This window comes from Acidimicrobiia bacterium, assembly GCA_036271555.1.
Lineage (GTDB): Bacteria > Actinomycetota > Acidimicrobiia > IMCC26256 > PALSA-610 > DATBAK01.
Window position 1 is genome coordinate 122,775 of the sequence record DATBAK010000083.1, and the last position, 14,239, is coordinate 137,013.

General features: G+C 70.4%; 16 protein-coding genes. 6 read left to right on the forward strand and 10 right to left on the reverse strand.

All coding sequences use genetic code 11. The annotated features are described in order from the left end of the window. Positions 1-57 precede the first annotated feature (57 nt). From VH914_18920 to purN, 4 genes are read right to left on the reverse strand one after another with little or no spacing between them, the layout of a single operon-like run. Complete coding sequence (locus VH914_18920) at positions 58-267, reverse strand: hypothetical protein (GenBank protein HEX4493283.1); 210 nt, start codon at positions 265-267, stop codon at positions 58-60. Next, a complete protein-coding gene (locus VH914_18925; GenBank protein HEX4493284.1) occupies positions 264-1,109 on the reverse strand; it encodes a tetrahydrofolate dehydrogenase/cyclohydrolase catalytic domain-containing protein in 846 nt (281 codons plus the stop codon). Before VH914_18925 ends, VH914_18920 begins: the two co-directional genes overlap by 4 nt. A gap of 11 nt (positions 1,110-1,120) precedes the next feature. Beyond that, entirely contained in the window at positions 1,121-2,641 is a 1,521-nt protein-coding gene (purH, locus tag VH914_18930) for a bifunctional phosphoribosylaminoimidazolecarboxamide formyltransferase/IMP cyclohydrolase (protein HEX4493285.1), read from the reverse strand. A gap of 49 nt (positions 2,642-2,690) precedes the next feature. Next, positions 2,691-3,260: a phosphoribosylglycinamide formyltransferase gene (gene purN / locus VH914_18935; protein ID HEX4493286.1), complete on the reverse strand. Its 570-nt coding sequence runs from the start codon at positions 3,258-3,260 to the stop codon at positions 2,691-2,693. A 111-nt stretch (positions 3,261-3,371) separates the two neighbouring features. On the opposite strand from purN, the gene VH914_18940 reads away from it, so the two are divergent. Genes VH914_18940 through VH914_18950 form a run of 3 tightly spaced genes read left to right on the forward strand, consistent with a single transcriptional unit; the run spans position 3,372 to position 5,375 of the window. Further along, complete coding sequence (locus tag VH914_18940) at positions 3,372-3,776, forward strand: hypothetical protein (GenBank protein ID HEX4493287.1); 405 nt, start codon at positions 3,372-3,374, stop codon at positions 3,774-3,776. Next, positions 3,773-4,240 carry a hypothetical protein gene (locus VH914_18945; protein HEX4493288.1) on the forward strand — a complete coding sequence of 156 codons (468 nt, stop codon included), beginning with the start codon at positions 3,773-3,775 and terminating at the stop codon, positions 4,238-4,240. Before VH914_18940 ends, VH914_18945 begins: the two co-directional genes overlap by 4 nt. Positions 4,241-4,277: 37 nt before the next feature. Then, a complete protein-coding gene (locus VH914_18950) occupies positions 4,278-5,375 on the forward strand; it encodes a hypothetical protein (protein HEX4493289.1) in 1,098 nt (365 codons plus the stop codon). A gap of 6 nt (positions 5,376-5,381) precedes the next feature. Here the strand turns inward: VH914_18950 and sucD are convergent, their stop codons facing one another. The 3 genes from sucD to VH914_18965 form a co-directional block, all read right to left on the reverse strand. Further along, complete coding sequence (sucD, locus tag VH914_18955) at positions 5,382-6,266, reverse strand: succinate--CoA ligase subunit alpha (GenBank protein ID HEX4493290.1); 885 nt, start codon at positions 6,264-6,266, stop codon at positions 5,382-5,384. A gap of 7 nt (positions 6,267-6,273) precedes the next feature. Further along, the gene (gene sucC, locus VH914_18960) at positions 6,274-7,419 is read right to left on the reverse strand and encodes an ADP-forming succinate--CoA ligase subunit beta (GenBank protein ID HEX4493291.1); all 1,146 of its coding nucleotides are present in this window, start codon (positions 7,417-7,419) and stop codon (positions 6,274-6,276) included. A 101-nt stretch (positions 7,420-7,520) separates the two neighbouring features. Beyond that, the gene (locus tag VH914_18965; GenBank protein ID HEX4493292.1) at positions 7,521-7,949 is read right to left on the reverse strand and encodes a cobalamin B12-binding domain-containing protein; all 429 of its coding nucleotides are present in this window, start codon (positions 7,947-7,949) and stop codon (positions 7,521-7,523) included. Between the two features lie 84 nt (positions 7,950-8,033). Here VH914_18965 and VH914_18970 point away from each other — a divergent pair, with 84 nt between their 5' ends. Genes VH914_18970 through VH914_18980 form a run of 3 tightly spaced genes read left to right on the forward strand, consistent with a single transcriptional unit; the run spans position 8,034 to position 11,579 of the window. Next, entirely contained in the window at positions 8,034-8,489 is a 456-nt protein-coding gene (locus tag VH914_18970) for a hypothetical protein (protein ID HEX4493293.1), read from the forward strand. Between the two features lie 53 nt (positions 8,490-8,542). Then, positions 8,543-9,553 carry a DUF6687 family protein gene (locus tag VH914_18975; protein ID HEX4493294.1) on the forward strand — a complete coding sequence of 337 codons (1,011 nt, stop codon included), beginning with the start codon at positions 8,543-8,545 and terminating at the stop codon, positions 9,551-9,553. A gap of 40 nt (positions 9,554-9,593) precedes the next feature. Further along, positions 9,594-11,579, forward strand: a complete 1,986-nt coding sequence (locus tag VH914_18980; GenBank protein HEX4493295.1) for a hypothetical protein — start codon at positions 9,594-9,596, stop codon at positions 11,577-11,579. Positions 11,580-11,585: 6 nt separating this feature from the next. On the opposite strand, the gene VH914_18985 is transcribed toward VH914_18980, so the two are convergent. The 3 genes from VH914_18985 to VH914_18995 form a co-directional block, all read right to left on the reverse strand. Continuing rightward, entirely contained in the window at positions 11,586-11,936 is a 351-nt protein-coding gene (locus VH914_18985) for a ferredoxin family protein (GenBank protein HEX4493296.1), read from the reverse strand. Then, a complete protein-coding gene (locus VH914_18990) occupies positions 11,933-12,379 on the reverse strand; it encodes a pyridoxamine 5'-phosphate oxidase (protein HEX4493297.1) in 447 nt (148 codons plus the stop codon). Before VH914_18990 ends, VH914_18985 begins: the two co-directional genes overlap by 4 nt. Next, the coding region (locus VH914_18995; GenBank protein ID HEX4493298.1) for a 3'-5' exonuclease at positions 12,376-14,239 on the reverse strand (1,864 nt) is incomplete at its 5' end. The genes VH914_18995 and VH914_18990, both read right to left, overlap by 4 nt.

The window sequence follows — 14,239 nt, forward strand, 5'->3', positions numbered from 1 at the left end:
GGACCGCAAAGCGGCGCCGCCCGTTGTGGCGGCCTGACGCCGTCCCCGCAAATTGGGCTAGCGAGCGAGCAGCACCACGCAGAGGGTGGCGGCGTACACCGCGACGAACAGGAGACCGAAGAACACGAGCACGCGGCCGGTGAACGGATCGCGCCGCCCCGGACCGCCTTCCTGCGCGAGCCCGCACGCCCCGCACCGGTCGACGCTCGCGAGCGGCGCGCCGCAGAGCATGCAGACACCGGGCACCGGACCCGCGGGTGCGGTCACTTCTTCGCCCGCCGTTCCGCGCACTCGACCGCGTTGCGGAAGAGCATCGCGATCGTCGTCGGGCCGACGCCGCCGATGCGCGGCGTGATCCAGCCCGCGACCTCCTCGCAGCGCTCGTCGACGTCGGGCAGGAGCTTGCGGCCCTCGTAGCGCACGCCCCCACCGACCACGACTCCGCCGGGCTGGACGTGCTCGGGCTGCAGGATCCCGGGCACGCCCGCGGCCGCGATCACGATCTCGGCGCGCCGGGTGTAGCGCGGCCAGTCGGGTACGCCCGTGTGCACCACCGTCACCGCCGCGTTCGCGGTCGGCCGCTTCTGCGACAGCAGCAGCGAGAGCGGACGCCCGAGCGTGAAGCCCCGCCCGAGGATCACGACCTCGCGTCCCGACACGGGGATCTCGTAGTGCGCGAGCAGCGCTTCGATGCCCGCGGGCGTGCACGGCACCGGGCCGGGGACGCCGAGCGCGAGCCGCCCGAGGTTCGTCGGGTGCATCCCGTCGACGTCCTTGTCGGGATCGACCTCGATGAGCGCGGCCTCGTAGTCGATCTGTCGCGGCGTCGGGTGTTGCACGAGCATCGCGTCGACCGAGTCGTCGTCGTTGAGCTCGCGGATCGCGGCGAGGAGGTCGAGTTGCGACGCGTCCTCGGGCAGGTGCACGTGCGGTGACGTGAACCCGACCTCGACCGCCTTCTCCTGCTTCATGCGGATGTAGCCCGCGCTCGCGCCGTCGTCGCCGACGAGGATCGTCGCGAGACCCGGCCGATGACCGGCGTCGATCAGCGCCGCGATGCGCGGCGCGAGATCCGCGAACGTCGCCGCCGCGACGGGCGCACCGGGCATGAGGATCGCGCTCAATGGTTGAAGTGCCTCTCGCCCGTGAGCACCATCGCCATGCCGAGCTCGTCGGCCGTCGCGATCGCGGCGTCGTCGTTCGTGCTGCCGCCGGGCTGGGCGAGCACGGCGACCCCGGCCGCGGCCGCGGCCTCGACACCGTCGGGGAAGGGATAGAAGCCGTCGGTCGCCGACGCCCCGCCCTTCGCGCGCCCCGCGGCCTTGCGCGCCGCGATCTCGGCCGCGTCGACGCGACTCTGCTGACCGGCGCCGATCCCGACGGCCTGGCCACCGGACACGAGCACGACGGCGTTCGACTTCACGTACGCACAGATCCGCCACGCGAGCTCGAGATCGCGCCATTGCTCGTCGGTCGGCTGCAACTTCGTGACGACGCGCCACGTGTCGCGTGTCGCCGCGAAGTGGTCGGGTACTTGCACGAGAAAGCCGCCCGAGCTCTGACGGAAGTTCCGAAGCGGCCGTTCGGGTGGTTGCGCTTCGAGCACACGCGTGCGCTTGCGCTTCGCGAGCAGACGCTCGACGACACCGGGTGCGTAGCCCGGCGCGATCACGACGTCGGCCTGCGGTGCCGGGATCATCTCCTCGACCGTCGCGTCGTCGACCACGTGGTTGAACGCGACGATGCCGCCGAACGCGGACTTGTCGTCGCAATCGAGCGCGAGCCGGTACGCCTCCGCGAGTGAGTCGGCGACACCGACCCCGCACGGGTTCGCGTGCTTCACGATCGCGCACGCCGGTCCGGAGCCCAGGTCGTGCACGAGCCGCCACGCGGCTTCGGCGTCGTAGAAGTTGAGGTACGACAGCGCGAAGTTGCCGTGCTTCACCGCGGTGTCCCAGAACCCGGGCGCGCCGATCTCGCGGTACCGCGCGGCACGCTGATGCGGGTTCTCGCCGTAACGCAACTCGTCGTCGGTGCGCTCGAGTGGGAGCAACACGTGCTTCGGCAACGGATCGTCGTCGCCTTCGAGCCATCCCACGATCGCGGCGTCGTACGCAGCCGTGCGCGCGAACGCCTCGACCGCGAACGCGCGCCGGGTGTCGTCGCCGACCGTGCCGTCGTTCGCGCGCAGCTCCGCGAGCAACGGCTCGTACTGCTCGACGCTCGTGACGATCGTGACCCACTCATGGTTCTTCGCCGCTGCGCGCGTCATCGCGGGCCCGCCGATGTCGATGGTGTCGATGCTCGGCTTCCCGCGGAACGGATACAGGTTCGACACGACGAGCTCGATCGGCGTGATGCCGTGCTGCTCGAGATCGGCGCGGTGCTCGGGTTTGCCGAGGTCGGCGAGCAGGCCGCCGTGCACGCGTGGGTGGAGCGTCACGACGCGGTGGTCGAGGATCTCCGGAAAGTCGATCACGCTCGACAACGGGGTCACCGGGATGCCGGCGGCTTCGATCGCCCGGGCCGTGTTGCTCGACGACACGAGCTCGACGCCGAGCTCGTGGAGCGCGCGCGCGAGGTCCTCGATCCCGGCCTTGTCGAACACCGACAGCAGTGCGCGCTTGACCTTGATCCTCATACGGCTACGACCTCCGGCTCGACCCCGCCGCCGGTCTGCGCCTGGCTCCTCATCGCACGGCCTCGTCGTGCTCGCGGACCACCTGCATGATCACCTCGGGATACAAGCGGCGCTCGACCTCCTTGATGCGTTCGTGCAACGTCTCCTCCGTGTCGTCGTCGAGCACCGGCACCGCTTCCTGGGCGAGGATCGGCCCGTCGTCGACGTCCAACATCGCGTAGTGCACCGTGCAACCGGTGATCTTCACGCCGGCCTCGAGCGTCTCGCGAACCGCGTGCCAGCCCTTGAACGCAGGCAGCAACGCGGGGTGCGTGTTCAGGATGCGCTTCGGGAACGCGTCGTGGATCGGCTTCTCGAGGATGGTGCCGAATCCCGCCATCACGACGAGCTCCACACCGTGCGCCGCGAGCTCGTCGACGACGCGATGTGTGTACGCGACCCGGTCGAAGGTCGATCCGTAGTCGTCGCGTTCGACGAGCGCCGCGGCGATACCCGCGTTGCGCGCAATGTCGAGCGCCGCACACTGGCGGTCGGCGATGACGACGACGACCGGCACGCCCCGGTCGAGGATCGCTTGCAGGTTGGTGCCACTTCCTGACGCCAGCACTCCGACCCGCACGTGACCGGACCCTATTGCCGAGCGTGCCGCGCGGCAAACGGTCCGCGGTGCTTGTCTCGGATGCGCATCCATGGTCTGATTCGCGCAAATCACAACGCACGGAGGGGCATCGTGGACAAGGCCAAGCCCACGACGGCGGAGTGGACGATCATGGGCGCGGCGGCAGTGATGCTGATCGGATCATTCCTCGGTTACTACAGCCACGCGCCGAGCGCGTGGGGTACCGGGTTGTTTCCCATCGCGACGCTGCCGGTCTTGTACGGCATCGTGATGGGCGCGCACATCGCGCTCACGCGGTTCGCGGGCTCGCCGCTCCCCGACCGCGTCGGCGGCTTCACGTGGGAGCAACTCCACCTCGTGCTCGGGATCTTCGCGGTGTTGCTGACGCTGTTCTTCCTCGCGACCGACAACCCCGGACTCGGCGCGGGCGCCGTGATCGACTTCATCGCCGCGATCGCACTCGCGGTCGGAGCGGTGCGGCTGCAGCAAGAGCGCAACACGGGAGCGGTTCGATGAACAAGAAGCCCACGACCGGCGGGATCGTCGTCGTCATCGCCGGCGCCATCGTGTTCCTGGCGTCGTTCTTCGCGTTCTACACGTTCAAGGCGCCGCGCGTGACCTTCGGTGCGACGACCATCGGCGGCACCGCGAACTACAGCGCGTGGAACAAAGCCGCGCTGTTCCCGGTGTCGGCGATCCCCGCGTGGATCGGCCTGATCATGGCGGTGCAGGTCGCCGCGACCGCGTGGGGTGGCCTGCGCACTCCGGATCGGATTCTCGGCTTCACGTGGCCGCAGATCCACGTCGTGCTCGGCTTCCAGGCCGCGTTGCTGATGCTCGCGTACCTGATCCGCGACAACAGCGTGCTCGACTTCGGTTTCGGCTTCTGGCTGATGCTCCTCGGTTCCATCGGGCTCGCGGTCGGCGGCGTGATGCTCACGCGCGAGGGCGCGGCGGCAACCGGACCCGCGCTTTCCTGACGACGACCACACGACCGGCAGTGGGGGGCAACTCGTGATGGACAGTGCGCCCGCGGTGGCGGGCGGGTGGCGCGTCGAGGCCCGCGCGACCCCGTGGCTCGCCAACGCGATCGCCGGGGGTGCCGGCGTCCTCATCTCGATCGGCGTGATCGCGTTCGGGATCGACCTCTCTCCGCACGACGGTCACGGTGCGGGCTGGGCCGGCTTCGCGTTCTGCGCGATCGCCGTCGTCGCCGGGCTCGTGCTCGTCGACCGGCTCCCGACCGTGCTGGAGTCGACGGGAGTCGCGCTCGTCGCGATCTGCATCGCGGCCGCGATGGGATTCGTGCAGTTCCCCCGGATCCACGCCGTCGCCGACCTGCGCCTCTTCTTCGCGATCACGATCGTCGCCTGGATCGGCGCGTTCGCGGTCGGGCCCGCGAAGGGGCGGCCACTGCTCCTCGCGCTCGCGCTCCTGATGGCGTTGACGTGGGCGACCGTCGAGGTCTCCAACGTGAGCACGCAGACCGACTTTCCGTTCGGCGTGTCGTCGTCGATCGGATCGAGCTCCGCCGACGGAACCATCCTGACCCCGAGCCCCGACGGGAGTTTCACGTCCAACGGCCCCGCGCCGGAGAACGACTTCACGTTCACCGGGCAGCAGGAACCCGACGTCGGCGCACTCGGCGTGGTGTCACTCGCGTTCGGCGTCGTCTACCTGATCGGCGTCGCGGTCCTCGACGCGCGCGGCCACCGCGGCGTCGCGACGGCCGCGGTGCTCCCCGGGGTCGTCGCGATGATCGACACCGTGATCTTCTTCGGCGACAAGGCCGGCAACGTCGTCGTCGCCGGACTCCTCAGCATCGCGGCGGGCCTGTTCGTCGGCGCGGTCGGCGCGCAGTCGCACCGCCGGTTCACGGTGTGGATCGGCGCGTTCGGCGCGACCGTCGGCGCGGTTTTGCTGACCGGCAAGATCGCCGACTCGACGACGAACTCGGGGAGCAACTCGCACGTCGGGTCGGTGTTCGGCGCGTTCACGATCGTGTTCGGCGCCGCGATGGTGGTCGTCGCCGCGCTCGCCGCGCGCGTCCTGCGCGAGCCGATCACCGGCGACGGCGCGCCCGCGCCCGTGCCGCCCGACCCGCCGTTCGAGTAACGCGGCCTACAGCCCCGCGACCACCTCGGCCATCAATTCGCCGGCCGCGGTCGGGTTCGTCGCGACGCGCACGCCCGCAGCCTCGAGCGCGGCCATCTTCGCCTGCGCGGTGCCCTTCGAGCCCGAGATGATCGCGCCCGCGTGGCCCATCTTCTTGCCCGGCGGCGCGGTCACACCGGCGACGTAGCTCACGACCGGCTTCGTCATGTTCTTCGCGATGAAGTCGGCGGCTTCCTCCTCGGCCGAGCCACCGATCTCGCCGAACATGATCACGGCCTTCGTCGCGTCGTCGGCCTGGAACAGCTCGAGGCAGTCGATGAAGCTCGTGCCCGGCACGGGGTCGCCGCCGATCCCGACGCACGTCGTGACGCCGATGCCCTTCTCCCCGAGCTCGTTCAGGGCCTGGTACGTGAGCGTGCCCGAGCGGCTCACGATGCCGACCGGCCCGCCCGCCTGCGCCACCTCCGCGGGGATGAAGCCGATGTTGCACTCGCCGGGGGTGAGGACGCCGGGGCAGTTCGGGCCGAGGATGCGGGTCGACGGGAAGTCGCGGCGCAACCGGTTGTAGAAGCGCGCCTCGTCGTGCATGGGGATGCCCTCGGTGAGCACGACGACGAGCTCGAGCCCGGCTTCCGCCGCCTCGTTCACCGCTTCCTGGCACCCGGGCGCGGGCACGATGAGCATCGACACCGTCGCGCCGGTCGCGGCGACCGCGTCCTTCACGGTGTCGTACACCGGGATGCCTTCGACGTCGGTGCCGCCCTTGCCCGCGCGCACACCGGCGACGACCTTGGTGCCGTAGTCGCGGTTGCGCAGCCCGTAGAAGCGGCCCTGGTTGCCGGTCAGGCCCTGCACGAGGACCTTCGTGTTCTTGTCGACGAGGATGGACATGGGGTTCTCAGCGTCCCTTCGCGAGCTCGACGGCCGCGCGCGCGGCTTCGATCATCGTGGCCTTGCTGACGAGCCGGTCCGACTCGTGACTCTTGAGGATCTCCCGCCCGAGATCGGCGTTGGTGCCGTCGAGGCGGATGACGATCGGTGACGCGATGTCGACCTCACCGAGGGCCTGCACGATCCCGTTGGCGACTTCTTCGCCCTTCGTGATGCCGCCGAAGATGTTGATGAAGATCGACTTCACGCTCGGGTCGTTGTTGATGACGCCGAGCGCGTTCGCCATCACCTGCGCGCTCGCGCCGCCACCGATGTCGAGGAAGTTCGCGGGCTTGCCGCCGACCTCGTGCACGATGTCGCACGTCGCCATCGCGAGTCCGGCGCCGTTCGCGATCACGCCGACGTCGCCGTCGAGCCCGACGTACTGCAGCCCCTTCTCGGACGCGTCGCGCTCGCGCGGGTCGAGCTTCTCGAGCCCTTCGAGCTCCGACCATTCCGGGTGACGGAACTTCGCGTTGTCGTCGAGGGTCACCTTCGCGTCGAGCGCGTGCACCTTGCCCTCGGGTGTGAGGATGAGCGGGTTGATCTCGACGAGATCGCAGTCGCCGTCCTCGTAGGCGCGGTAGAGCTTCATCAGGATGTCGACCGCGCCCGCGTTCGCCTTCGGGTCGAGCTTCGCCGCCGTCACCCAGTCGCGCGCGACCGACTCGGCCAACCCGTCGACGGGATCGATCTCGATGCGCGCGATCGCGTCCGGATCCTCGTCCGCCACCGTCTCGATCTCGATACCGCCCTTCGCCGACAGCATGCCGAGGTGCTTCTTCGCCGAGCGGTCGAGCGTGAACGACGCGTAGTACTCGGCGCTGATGTCGGAGGCGTGCTCGACCCAGACCCGGCGCACGACGTGACCCTTGATGTCGAGACCGAGGATGTTGCCCGCGTGCGTGCGCAGCTCGTCGACGTTCTCGGCGAGCTTCACCCCGCCCGCCTTGCCGCGCCCGCCCACCTGGACCTGCGCCTTCACGACGACGGGATAGCCCGCGGATTCACCCGCGGCGACGGCCTCGTCGACCGTGTCGGCGGTGCCGCCCGCCGACACGGGGATGCCGTAGCGCGCGAACAGCTGCTTGCCTTGATATTCGAAGAGATCCAACGTGTGCTCCTCATTGATGGTCGCATCTCGCTGCCGCTCGGCACGGCGCTGCACCCGCCATCTGATACGTCCGCTCGCTGTTCCTGCCTTGTGTGTACGAACTAGCGGCCGCCGGACGCTGCAGTGTGGCTCTCGCGCGCGTCGAGCGCGGACTCGAGCCAGTCGGTGACCTCGCGCAGCGCCGCGCCCGGTGTGAAGACCTGCGCGACGCCGGTCTCGAGCAGCGACGCGCGATCGGCGTCGGGGATGATGCCGCCCGCGAACACGAGCACGGCGTCGAGGCCGACCTCGCGGAGCCGCGCGACGACCGCGGGGATCAGCGTCATGTGCGCGCCCGAGAGCACCGACAGCCCGAGGGCGTCGGCGTCCTCCTGGAGCACCGCCTCGACGACCTGTTGCGGAGTCTGGAAGAGCCCGGTGTAGACGACCTCGAAGCCCGCGTCCCGCAAGGCCCGCGCGATCACCTTCGCACCACGATCGTGCCCGTCGAGTCCGGGCTTGGCGATGACGACGCGGTAGCGTCGCAGCAACGACTCCTCCTCCGCCCGGGCCGGCGGCTCCGGTCAGCGGCGACACCCTAGCGAGGGGTCCGCGGGACCGGCCAGGCACGCTCGATGAGCACGATCGCGTCGAAGAACCAACGGACGAGCGACGTGAAGTTGCTCGCGATCGTCACCGCGATCGTCGTGCTCGGTGGGTTCTTCATCGCCGGCTCGATCCTCTTCCTCTCCCGCGGCGGCAAGACCGGACCGTGCGGACGGGTGAACGGCGGCAGCCTCACCGACCTCGTGCCGCGCGCCGCGACCGCACCGAGCTACGTCGCCGTGAGCGGCGGCTGCCGCTACTGGCTCGCGCTGCGTAACGGACGCCTGGTCGCCATCAAGCCGACGGTCGCGTCGACGGGCTGCACGGTCGACTGGAAGCCGTCGAACGACGAGTGGACCTGCGACGGCAGGCAGGTGACGCTCGGGCAGCTCGACTTCTACAAGACCGCGGTCGGAACCGGCGACTTCAAGGGCAGCTGGATCATCGACTTCGGCGACGAGGGCTCGGTCACGACGGTCGCCTGAAATTCGCAAGTTGGTTCTTGCGGAATTGCAGCCCTCGGCCGTAGGCTTCCCGGGTGCTCCCGTTGCGCTTCGTTCCCTACGACGACCTCGGCGCCACGCCCAACGTCGTGGTCGACGGCGCGGCCGCACCGAGCACCCGGCTCACGCTCTCGCACTGGCCGGGCAGCCCGACGCCGGTCGAGGTGCGCGCCGATCTCTCGGCACAGAGCGCGTTCCTCGCGCTCGACCGTCCCGATCTCTTCGACGGCATCGACGTCGTGTCGAACAACCACTTCGACCAGGACGGGCTGACGTCGGTGTACGCGCTCGTCGATCCGTCGGCTGCGGTTGCCCGGCGTGACCTCGTCATCGACGTCGCCCGTGCGGGCGACTTCGGCGGCTTCGCGTCGCGCGACGCGGCGCGGCTCGCGATCGCGATCGCCGCGTTCGAAGACCCGCGCACGTCGCCGCTCGACGCCACGTTGCTCGACGCGCCCTATCCGCAAACGGTCGCCGTGCTGTACGAGGAGTCGTTGCCGCGGCTCACCGAATGGCTCGATCGCCCCGAGTGCGTGCGCGCGCTCTGGGAAGACGAGGACGCGCACCTCGGCGAGTCGATGGAGGCGATCGCGCGCGGCGTCGTGACGATCGAAGAAGTGCCCGAGCTCGACCTCGCGATCGTGACCGTGCCCGACGACTGGTCGGCGCGCGCGACGCACCGCTTCACGCAGGAGTGGTCCGAGGCCGTGCACCCGATGGCCGTGAACCGCGCGACCGATCGGCTGCGGATCCTGCTCGTGCAGGACCATCGGTTCCGGCTCGAGCTGCGCTACGAGTCGTGGGTGATGTTCGTCTCGCATCCGGTGCTGGCGCGCCCGGACCTTGCACCGCTCGCGGGCTCGCTCACCGCGCTCGAGCCCGGCGCCGCCGTGTGGGAAGCGGATCCGCCCGGCGCGCTCACGCCGCAGCTGCGCCTGCGCGCCGGCGACGCGAGCGCGCTGGCGCCCGAGCAGGTGCGCGCGCGGATCGAACGGTTCCTGGCGACCGCACCCGGCGCATGGGACCCGTTCGCGCCCCGGACGTAGCCCCGAACCGCTCGCCCGGTTGCGAGGTAGCGTCCCGCGGGTGACGGCCGAGGGGGCGGGGGCGTCCGGCGAACCGGTGACCCGCTCGCGGTTCCGAACGATCGACGGGTTGACGCTGGTCGCGTTGCTGGCCGCGATCGCACCGGTGATCGTCGCCGCCGGCGCGCGGATCGCCGAGCACTGGCAACCGGCCGACGACGAAGCCGCGATCGCGCGCATCTCGCACGACGTCTTCAGCGGGAACACGCCACTGCTCGGGATGCCGTCGACGATCAGCGCGGGCGTGCGGGTGACCGGGGGCGGCACCGCGCACCACCTCGGACCGATGCTCTTCTGGTGGTTCGCGATCCCCGATCTCGTGGGCCGCTCGTCGCCGAACGCGCTCGTGATCGCGATCGCGTTGCTCAACGTCGTGTGCATCGCCGGCATCGCGTGGGTGATGCGGCGGCACGCGGGCTCGGTGGGCGCGCTCGTCGCGCTGCTCGCGATCTCGATCCTCCTCGTGGGGCTGGGCCGCGACGTCACGGTGCAGATCTGGAATCCGTACGCGGCACTCATGCCGTTCCTGCTGTTCCTCGTGCTCGCGTGGGCGTTCGCGAACGGCGATCGCGTCGCGCTCCCGCTCGCCGCGCTCGTCGGCAGCTTCACGATGCAGTGCCACGTGCTCTACGTGGTGCCGGTCGTCGCGGTGACGATCGCGGCGTTGGTTGCACTGGTGTTGAGCGAACGCGGTGTGAACCGGCGCAGCGTCCGCGTGGACGCGTGGCGGCGGACGCGTCGGCGCTCGTGGATCGCGACCGTCGTCGTGCTCGCCGTGTGTTGGTGGACGGCCGCGTGGGATCAGCTCTTCCACCACGGTGGGAACGTGACCCGACTCTGGAACTCGCTGGGCGGTTCGTCGCAGCACCCGCTGGGTTTCGAGGTCTCGTCGCGGTACGTGTTGCGTGCACTCGCGATCCCGCCGTTGTTCGCGCGTCACCAGGCGACGTTCGCGGCGAACGCCGCGCTGCTGCGACCGGTGGGGTGGTGGACCACGCTGTCGGCGATCGTCGTGCTGCTGGCGCTCGCGGCTGGCGCACTGCGGTCATCGACGCCCGCGTTCACGCGGCTCGCCGTGCTCACGCTCGTGACGCTCGGCGGCGCGTGGTACGTGCTCGCGAAGCTCCCGATCGCGTTTGGCGGTCCGACGCCGTACCGGCTGCGCTTCGTGTGGATCGTGAGCGTGTACGCATGGATCGCGATCGTGCTCGTGGTCGGGCGCGCGCTCGAAGCCTGGTTCACGGCGCGGATCGCCCTCGTGCGCGCGGGCGCGCGACGCGCGTTGGCCGCCGTCGTCGTCGTCGTGATCGTCGCGGGCGGCGTGATCGCGTCGGCGCGGCGCAGCCCGGCCATCGCCGTGGCGAACGACGACACGCGCGCCGTCACCGCGCTCACGAAGCAGGTGCGGACCGCGCTGCCGGAGCACGGGCCGTATCTGCTCACGCTCGCCGGCACCCACGCGTTCATCAGCACCGGGTTCGGCGTGATGTGGGACCTCGTGCGGCACGGCTACGACATCCGCGTCCTCGCCGGCGACCCGTACCTCGGCGCGCATCACGGCGTGCCCCGCCAGTCGCACATCCCGCGCCTGCTCGTCGTCAGCAGTACCGAACGGGCCGCGGGACCCGAGGGCGCGCGTCGCGTCGCCCGCTTCGACTCCGCGCCCACGCTGCCTTCGGAGCTGACGCGCGCGCGAGGGGAGCTCGTCGCCGGCCTCGCGCGCACACCGCCTCGCCTCACGCGTGCGGGTGAGAACGCCCGCGTGCACAGCGAGGCGCCGCTGATCCGCGGTTCGCTGCGCGAGCTCGCGCGCGCGACACCGGACTGGAATCGCGTGCTGCGTCATCACACGCTCGTACTGCTCGCGCAGCAGCACTGGATCGAGACCGCGCCCGCGCTCGCGCGGCTCGCGGCACGCTACGACTCACTTGTCGACCGCGCGCGCGACTCCGTTTTTTCCGTGTACGTCGTGCCCGTGCCGGCCTGAGTCGGTTCAGCCCGCGGTCGGTGCGCCGAGCGTGATCGCGTGCTCGGGGCACGCGACGACGCAGAGCCCGCACGCGTGACAGTCCGCGGCGCGGGGCGTGTACGCGGTCTGACGCTTGTGCGCGATCACCTTGAGCTTCGCGACCAGGCCGAGGGCCTTGAAATCGGCATCGTCGATACGCCGCACCTCGAAGACGTCGTTCGGACAGACGTCGACGCAGTCGTGCTTCGCCTCGCACTTCGAATGGTCGACGCGCGGCGTCCAGGTGCCGGCGGGCGCGTTGCAACGCTCGCCCGGACGATCGGGATGCGCGGCCGCGGCGCGCTTCTTCGCGAGCAGCTTCTCGTCGTCGGTCATGAGCCGTTCGAGTAGACGCGCCGGGGCGTGACGAACAGTGCGGCGCGGCGCTCCTCGGCCATGACCCGGTCGTAGGTCGGCCAGTCGTCGTGCGCGCCGCCGGCAGCGACGAAGACCGCACGGAGCAGGACGCGCAGCTCCTCGGCGTCGATGCCGGGCGCGGGATCGTCGGGACCGATCACGTCGGCGTCGCCTTCGACCGCGGCCCACTCCCAGCTCGCGCGCGCGACCACCGTGACGCGCGGCCGCACGCGCACGTGCTTGATCTTCAGACTGTCGCTGCGCGCCACGAGCCCGAGGACCCGCTGGCCCGTGCGCGGGTGCTCGAGCACGCCCGCGTTCACGACCGACGCCTGCATCGTGTGATCGGCGCGCTGCGTCGTGACGACGACGAGCCCGTGGTCGCGTGCGGCGAGCGCTGCAAAGTCGTCGAGCGTCGTCATACGCGACTCAAGGGTGCCCACGCGAGCAGCAGGACCTTCTCGCCGACGTCGCGGAAGCGCACCGTCGCCTCGGCCTTGTCGCCCCCGCCGTTGATGTCGATGATCACGCCTTCTCCGAACTTCTCGTGGTGCACGTCGTCACCGATCCGGAGGCCCAATTGGTCGGCGCCGCGCGCGCCGGTCGACGCGGTCGACATGCCGAACCCGCCACCGCCGCCGGTCGCCGCCTCGCCTCCACCGACGAGCTCCCGGCTGCGCCGGATCGCCGCCGACACCACCGCATCGCGGTGACCGGCCGCGCCCCGACGCGCACGCGGCGCGCCCGACACCTCGACGAGCTCCCCGGGGATCTCCTCCAGGAACCGGCTCGGTGGGTGGTAGTCGGTGGAGCCGAAGAGCATGCGGCTCCACGCGTGCAGCAGGTAGAGGCGCTCCTGCGCGCGCGTGATACCGACGTAGCAGAGCCGGCGCTCCTCCTCGAGCTCGTCGGGTTCGCCGAGGCTGCGCACGTGCGGGAACACGCCGTCTTCGAGGCCGAGCATGAAGACGACCGGGAACTCGAGTCCCTTCGCCGAGTGCAGCGTCATGAGCGTGACCGCGCTCTGGTCGGGGTCGTCGGAGTCGAGATCGGTGACGAGCGACACCGCCTCGAGGAACGCCTGCACCCGTTCGAGCGCCCCGAGCTCGCCCGCGCTGCGGCCCTGCGGTTGGTCGGGATCGCCCGCGGCGAGCCCACCGATCGCGACGAGCCCGCCGAGGTCGCCCGCGTTCACCTGGTCGTCGAACTCCGCAGCGACGCCGATCAGCTCCTGCAGGTTCTCGATGCGGCCCTCGGACTCGACCGACCGCTCCGAGCGCAGCTCCGAGAGGTAGCCGGTGCGCTCGAGGATGATCTCGATCGTGTGCCCGACACCGCCGTCGGCCTCGTCGGCCACGTCGTCGAGCAGATCGAGCAGGTCGCGGATGGCGCCGAGCGCCTTGCCGGCCACGCCCGCGGTCGCAGCCGCCTGCAACGCCTCGCGGAACGGCACCCCGGCGCCCTGCGCGTACGACTCGACCTTCGCAACCGAGGTGTCGCCCACGCCCCGCTTCGGCGTGTTGACGATCCGCTTCCACGACACTTCGTCGTCGGGGTTCACGAGCGCGCGCAGGTACGCGAGCGCGTCCTTCACCTCGCGGCGGTCGTAGAACTTCACGCCGCCGTACACGCGGTACGGGATCCCCGCGCGTACGAGCGACTCCTCCACCACGCGGCTCTGCGCGTTCGTGCGGTAGAAGACGGCGATGTCGCCGAAGCGATGATCGGCCGTGTCGGTGAGCCTGCGGATCTCGCTCACGACGAACGCGGCTTCGTCGTGCTCGTCCTCGGCCTCGTAGCGCACGATCGGCGCGCCCTCGCCCTGCTCGGTCCAGAGGTGCTTCGGCCGCCGGGCCGCGTTGTTCGCGATCACCGCGTTCGCGGCGTCGAGGATCCTCTGCGTCGAGCGGTAGTTCTGATCGAGCACGATGATCGTCGCGTCGGGGAACACTTCTTCGAAGCGCGCGAGGTTGCGGTAATCGGCCCCGCGGAACTTGTAAATCGACTGATCGGCGTCGCCGACCGCCATGACACTGCGGTGGCTTTCGGAGATCAGCCGGACGAGCTCCCACTGCGCGAGGTTCGTGTCCTGGAACTCGTCGACGAGCACGTGTGAGAAGCGCTGTTGCCAGCGCGCGAGCGCGTCCGGGTGCTCGCGGAACAGCCGCACGCTGAGCAGCAGCAGGTCGTCGAAGTCGACCGCGGAGGCTTCGTTCAGCCGCCGTTGGTACTCGGTGTAGATCCGAGCGATGCGCGTCTCGTGCGGACCCACCGCCTTCGCG

Bases quoted from the DNA above. Each gene is read 5' to 3' on its own strand.
- VH914_18970 (HEX4493293.1), top strand. From the start codon at position 8,034: ATGAGCACGATCGCGTCGAAGAACCAACGGACGAGCGACGTGAAGTTG.
- sucD (HEX4493290.1), bottom strand. From the start codon at position 6,266: ATGTCCATCCTCGTCGACAAGAACACGAAGGTCCTCGTGCAGGGCCTG.
- VH914_18985 (HEX4493296.1), bottom strand. From the start codon at position 11,936: ATGACCGACGACGAGAAGCTGCTCGCGAAGAAGCGCGCCGCGGCCGCG.
- purH (HEX4493285.1), bottom strand. From the start codon at position 2,641: ATGAGGATCAAGGTCAAGCGCGCACTGCTGTCGGTGTTCGACAAGGCC.
- VH914_18950 (HEX4493289.1), top strand. From the start codon at position 4,278: ATGGACAGTGCGCCCGCGGTGGCGGGCGGGTGGCGCGTCGAGGCCCGC.
- VH914_18925 (HEX4493284.1), bottom strand. From the start codon at position 1,109: ATGCCCGGTGCGCCCGTCGCGGCGGCGACGTTCGCGGATCTCGCGCCG.
- VH914_18990 (HEX4493297.1), bottom strand. From the start codon at position 12,379: ATGACGACGCTCGACGACTTTGCAGCGCTCGCCGCACGCGACCACGGG.
- VH914_18945 (HEX4493288.1), top strand. From the start codon at position 3,773: ATGAACAAGAAGCCCACGACCGGCGGGATCGTCGTCGTCATCGCCGGC.